The organism is Vibrio sp. V19_P1S1T109, assembly GCF_002241375.1.
Taxonomy (GTDB): domain Bacteria; phylum Pseudomonadota; class Gammaproteobacteria; order Enterobacterales; family Vibrionaceae; genus Vibrio; species Vibrio anguillarum.
The window spans coordinates 1-5,646 of sequence record NZ_NDIM01000211.1 but is presented as its reverse complement, the minus strand read 5'-3'; the positions used below and the strand labels follow the sequence as shown (position 1 = coordinate 5,646).

Annotated in this window: 5 protein-coding genes; all 5 read left to right on the top strand. The window is 45.2% G+C overall.

Annotation, left to right across the window (positions count from 1 at the left end; translation table 11 throughout):
- Nucleotides 1-112: 112 nt before the first annotated feature.
- Genes B9J87_RS10000 through B9J87_RS09980 form a run of 5 tightly spaced genes read left to right on the top strand, consistent with a single transcriptional unit; the run spans nucleotide 113 to nucleotide 5,585 of the window.
- On the top strand, nucleotides 113-442 hold the full coding sequence (locus B9J87_RS10000) for an ArsR/SmtB family transcription factor (protein WP_013867870.1): 330 nt from the start codon (nucleotides 113-115) through the stop codon (nucleotides 440-442).
- Between the two features lie 30 nt (nucleotides 443-472).
- Nucleotides 473-892: a YeeE/YedE family protein gene (locus tag B9J87_RS09995; protein ID WP_013867869.1), complete on the top strand. Its 420-nt coding sequence runs from the start codon at nucleotides 473-475 to the stop codon at nucleotides 890-892.
- Between the two features lie 10 nt (nucleotides 893-902).
- Entirely contained in the window at nucleotides 903-1,361 is a 459-nt protein-coding gene (locus tag B9J87_RS09990) for a YeeE/YedE family protein (RefSeq protein WP_017047210.1), read from the top strand.
- Between the two features lie 56 nt (nucleotides 1,362-1,417).
- Nucleotides 1,418-2,437, top strand: a complete 1,020-nt coding sequence (locus B9J87_RS09985; RefSeq protein WP_441351333.1) for an efflux RND transporter periplasmic adaptor subunit — start codon at nucleotides 1,418-1,420, stop codon at nucleotides 2,435-2,437.
- A gap of 1 nt (nucleotide 2,438) precedes the next feature.
- Nucleotides 2,439-5,585 carry an efflux RND transporter permease subunit gene (locus B9J87_RS09980; protein WP_094150515.1) on the top strand — a complete coding sequence of 1,049 codons (3,147 nt, stop codon included), beginning with the start codon at nucleotides 2,439-2,441 and terminating at the stop codon, nucleotides 5,583-5,585.
- The last annotated feature ends 61 nt before the right edge of the window (nucleotides 5,586-5,646 follow it).

The window sequence follows — 5,646 nt, the reverse complement described above, 5'->3', positions numbered from 1 at the left end:
ATTAAAGTCACTATAAATTTATTGATTAGCAATGTCTAATGTTAATTTATCTAATTTTGGATAAGCTAAATAAGCGTTGACTAAAGCTCATTCATTAGTATTATCTAATTAAATGCAATGCGAAGGGGGAATGATGGAGATCACATCAGTCAATGTGGAGCAAATGAAAACAAATGCGATAGAGGTTTCAGAGTTGCTTAAAACGATGGCCCATCCTGAGCGTTTGATGGTGCTTTGCCAGTTAATTAATGGTGAGGTGGGCGTTGGAGAATTGCAGCAAAGCTCGATGTTAAGTCAATCAGCCTTTTCGCAACATTTAACCGTACTTCGTAAGCAAAATATGATCAAAGCAAGAAAGGAGTCACAGCAAGTCTTCTATTCGCTATCGGATCCGCGGGTTGTACAGCTTATTCAAAGTTTGCAGACCGTTTTTTGTAATTAGTTCATTTGTCATAGGTTAAAAGGATAAATAATGTTGTTTTCTATTCCTTGGGAATCGTTGTTAGGTGGTGTTTTACTAGGGATATCAACTTCACTCATGTTGCTGTTTAACGGCAAAATTGCTGGGATAAGTGGGGTATTAACGGGATTGATGACGCCTAAAACGCGTGATTTTGCATGGCGTTTGTTATTTGCACTTGGCATGGTAACTGGTGGTGCTATTGCCGTTTGGTTTTTAAATGCACAAGTGCCGCAAACTTTTAACTTTAATAACGGTGTTTTGGCGCTTGCTGGCCTATTAGTTGGGGTAGGCACTCGATTAGGAAATGGTTGCACCAGTGGCCATGGCATCTGTGGTGTTGGTCGACTATCCACTCGCTCTATTGCGGCGACAGGTACCTTCATGGGCGTTGCTGCCATTACTGTGTTTGTACGCCTTCATCTTCTATAAGTGAGTCAAAATGAATCAGATGTTGTTTAGATTAACCTCGTTAGTGGCAGGTATTTTGTTTGGTGCGGGTATGGTTATCTCAGGAATGGCCAATCCAGCCAAAGTCGTAGGTTTTTTGGATGTGGCTGGTTCTTGGGATCCAAGCTTAATGTTTGTGATGGGAGGCGCATTAGCCGTTTTTATGCCGACCTATTTCATCGTTATTAAAGCAAGACAGCAGCCTATAAACGCAGAAAAATTCTGTTTAGCGACGACTCGCAGTGTTGATACCCGGCTTATCTCTGGTGCTGCGATTTTTGGGTTAGGTTGGGGATTAGTGGGCATCTGTCCAGGGCCAGCACTATCAAGCCTTGCACTGGGTAATATTGAGGTATGGCTATTCTTTGTCTCAATGATGGTTGGGCTTGGTGCAACTAATTTGTTGATCTGCATTAAGAATAATAAACAACAGCAAACGCAAACGGTTTAATCTAACTAGAATTCAATAAGCAAGTGGAATCGTAACGATCAACATGAGGGATGGGTATGAAAAGGCGAATTTGGATTGCGTGTATTGCCTTAATCACGAGCGGTTATTGGGCCGTTGGCTATGCTGATGATCGTTATATCGTGACCTATGAGCAGATACCACAGCAGATTGCATTTGAAGGTGTTGTCCAGCCAGTTAACAAAGGGACAGTTGCGGCTCAAACCTCTGGTCGAGTCGTTGGTGTGTATGTCGACGTTAACGATTTTGTTAAAAAGGGCGACGTGCTATTAGAAATCAGCGCTATTCAGCAATCGGCTTCTTTAGACGCATCTCAAGCTCAGTTAACCAGTGCAGAGGCTCGAAATCGTGAAGCTCAAGCTCAACTAAAGCGTTATCGACTGCTGTTTCCTAAAGGTGCGATTTCACAAGACCAAATGGATGGCGCTGAAGCTCAAGCTCGAAGTGCTGCTGCGGCCGTCAAGGCGGCAAAAGCCGCAGTCGTGCAGGCGAAGGAGTCACTTGGATACACCAATATTACCGCCCCTTATGATGGTGTCGTGACGGAGCGACATGTAGAGCTGGGTGAAACGGTGGCTCCGGGTACTGCGCTGCTCAGTGGTTTCTCATTCAATGAGTTGCGTGTTGAAACGGCTATTCCGCAGCGCTATCAGCCTGCAGTCACCAATGTTGCTCAATTCCAAGTCATTATGCCTACGGGCGATAAAATAACCCCAATCGATTACAGCTTATTCAGTTATGCCGACCCTCAATCACATACATTCAAAATCCGTCTTGAGCTGCCTCGTGCAGATCAAACTGACAAGCTCGGGCAAGTGATGCCAGGAATGTGGGTCAAGACAGAGTTTAATTATGCTCAACGTGAGGTGATGCTCATTCCTGTTGCCGCTGTGATTCGCCGAGCAGAACTGAGTGCCGTATATCGCATCGTTGATGATAAACGACTGCTAAATCCAGTGCGATTAGGGCAAACCTATGGTGAATATGTGGAAGTATTATCTGGCTTGGAACAAGGTGATACGGTCGCAAGCCGTGTATTTACACAAGTAGGTGAGTGATATGGATAATCGTTTAGGCGTCTCAGGACGTATTGCCAAAGCTTTTCAGACTTCAGCGATGACGCCGTTGCTCGCGATTGTTGGGTTACTGATGGGCGTTTTTGCGGTAATGGTTACCCCTAAAGAAGAAGAGCCGCAAATCGATGTGACCTTTGCCGATGTGTATATTCCTTTTCCCGGAGCTTCTCCGGCGGAAGTGGAAAGTTTAGTGACGAACCCAGCAGAGCAGATCATCTCTGAAATTGAGGGAATTGATAAAATTTACTCTTTTTCACAACCCGATGGTGCGATGATTGTGGCTATCTTTGATGTCGGCGTTCCTAGAAACGACGCCGTGGTTCGTATTTATAATAAACTCTATTCCAATAAAGATTGGATGCCAAAAGGCGTTGGGGTGGGCGAGCCGATCATCAAACCTAAAGGCATTGAAGATGTGCCTATCGTCAGCATTACGTTATCCGATAAAACGGGCACCTTGGACAACCAGCAGTTAACGCAAGTGGCCCATGGTTTAGAAACAGAGCTCAAACGCATTGATGGTACACGAGATATTTATACGATAGGTCGCCACCCTACTATTGTTGATGTACGTTTAGACCCCGTTAAAATGAACAGCTTTGGCATCACGTTAGATCAACTGAATCAGCATCTTCCTGCGGCGAACCACAGCTCTCCAATGTTGAAACTGACGCATGAAAATCAGCAGTTTCCCGTCCAAATTGGTCAGTTTTTAACAAAAGTTGAAGAAGTAAAGCAATTGGTGATTGGGCTGCATAACCAGACACCGATATATTTAGCGGATGTCGCTACGGTTCAATTGGGTGTTGATACATCAACCCAACAAGTTTGGACCAGTGATAAGCAAGGTATTTATCCAGCAGTTACCTTAGCCATCGCTAAAAAAGGAGGCGAAAACGCCGTTCGTGTGGCCGAGATGGTTGAAGCTCGAGTTGCAGAACTTGAAAATCAGTTAATTCCACACGGAATCAGTGTTGAAATCACGCGTGACTACGGGAAAACCGCCGCCGATAAAAGCAATACATTGATCGGTAAATTGATTTTTGCAACCACTGCAGTCGTTATTTTGGTGGTTATTGCGATGGGATGGCGCGAGGCTATCGTGGTCGGTATGGCTATTATTGTCACCTTGATGATGACACTGTTTGCATCATGGGCATGGGGTTTTACACTCAACCGGGTCTCGCTTTTTGCGTTAATTTTCTCTATTGGCATTTTAGTGGACGATGCCATTGTTGTTGTGGAAAATATTCACCGTCATATGGCATTAGGTAAGCGCAAATTGGCGGATCTCATTCCTACGGCGGTTGATGAAGTGGGTGGACCCACAATCCTTGCCACCTTAACCGTGATTGCCGCACTGTTGCCAATGGCCTTTGTCTCTGGGCTTATGGGCCCGTATATGAGCCCAATTCCCATCAATGCTTCGATGGGAATGCTGATTTCATTGGCGGTTGCATTTGTCTTTTCACCTTGGTTAGCGGCCAAGTTTCTTAAGCCTTCATCGCATCAAGCACAATCTCAATCAACTCAAGGCATCTTTCACCGAATCATGAATCCTTTCGTGGTCTCGGCTGCACAAAGACGTAACCGCCTTTTCTTGATGCTTGCGGTATTTGCGCTTATTGCTGGCTCCCTATTACTGCCAATCACAAAGGCCGTGGTTTTAAAAATGCTGCCTTTCGATAATAAATCAGAGTTTCAAGTGGTATTGGATATGCCTGAAGGGGCGTCGCTTGAGAAAACGCAACGCGTTTTATTTGAACTTGGCACGGTGTTAAATAGCGTGCCTGAAGTCAGTGGGTATCAGATTTACGCAGGTACAGCCGCACCGATCAACTTCAGTGGCCTTGTGCGTCATTATTTTATGCGCAATCAAGCCAACCAAGGCGATATTCAGGTGAACCTGTTAGGGCGAAAAGAGCGCGATAAAGATAGCCATACGATTGCAAGTGAAGTACGCCCAAAGCTTAATGAGGTTGCTAGCCGATTTGGCGGTAAAGTCAAAGTCGTTGAAGTTCCACCTGGGCCACCCGTTTGGTCACCTATTTTAGCGGAAGTTTATGGTCCGACACATGACATTCGGGCACAAGCGGCAAGGATGCTACGCGGGATCTTCCACGAAACAGCGGACATTGTCGATATCGATATGTATCTACCGGAAGTGCATCAAAAATGGCAAGTAGTGATTGATCGCAGCAAAGCGTCACACTATCAAGTACCTTATGCTTCGATAGTCGATGCTTTGGCGACGGCCGTCGGTGGAAAGCCGATCACCTATTTGCACAGTGAGCACAGCAAGTACCCAATCCCCATTCAAGTGCAAGCTAGTGAAAACGTCAAAGTCCGATTAGATCAAGTGTTGAACATGAAAGTAGCGAGCACTGCGGGCAGTGCATATCCATTGTCTGATTTAGTCACTATTCGCCAAACTCAAATGGATGACTACATTGTGCATAAAAACCTGTTACCAATGGTGATGGTGGTGGCGGATATGACGGGTGAAACAGACAGCCCCTTATACGGTATGTTTGACATGGCGTTCAACATCAATGCACTTGGTCTACCTGTGGAACAGTATTATATCCACCAACCTACAGGGTTAAATGGTGTCGAAATCTTCTGGGATGGTGAATGGACGATCACTTATGAAACATTCCGCGACATGGGCATTGCCTACGCAGTTGGGATGATCCTTATTTACTTACTGGTTGTCGCGCAGTTTAAGTCCTACCTTATTCCGTTGATCATTATGGCTCCAATTCCACTGACGATTATTGGCGTCATGCCCGGACATGCGTTACTTGGTGCTCAGTTCACCGCCACGTCGATGATTGGGATGATAGCACTCGCGGGGATTATTGTGCGTAACTCCATCTTGCTGGTTGATTTCATTAATCAGCAGGTTGAAGAAGGTGTGGCATTTTCCGAAGCGGTTATTCAGTCTGCGGCTGTTCGTGCTAAACCCATCATGCTTACCGCTTTAGCGGCCATGATCGGGGCGGTATTTATTTTAGATGATCCCATTTTTAATGGCTTAGCCATTAGCCTGATTTTCGGCATCTTTGTTTCTACCGTCTTAACTTTATTAGTTATTCCTGTTTTGTATTATACGGTTATGCGTCATTGATCTTTCTGTTCTAACTATTCCCTTGCTCTAACTATAAAAAGGGCGCTGAGTAGTCAGCGCC

What these genes read in the sequence shown, in the direction of transcription:
- B9J87_RS10000 (WP_013867870.1), top strand. Translation starts at nt 113, where the DNA reads ATGCAATGCGAAGGGGGAATGATGGAGATCACATCAGTCAATGTGGAG.
- B9J87_RS09990 (WP_017047210.1), top strand. Translation starts at nt 903, where the DNA reads ATGAATCAGATGTTGTTTAGATTAACCTCGTTAGTGGCAGGTATTTTG.
- B9J87_RS09980 (WP_094150515.1), top strand. Translation starts at nt 2,439, where the DNA reads ATGGATAATCGTTTAGGCGTCTCAGGACGTATTGCCAAAGCTTTTCAG.
- B9J87_RS09995 (WP_013867869.1), top strand. Translation starts at nt 473, where the DNA reads ATGTTGTTTTCTATTCCTTGGGAATCGTTGTTAGGTGGTGTTTTACTA.
- B9J87_RS09985 (WP_441351333.1), top strand. Translation starts at nt 1,418, where the DNA reads ATGAAAAGGCGAATTTGGATTGCGTGTATTGCCTTAATCACGAGCGGT.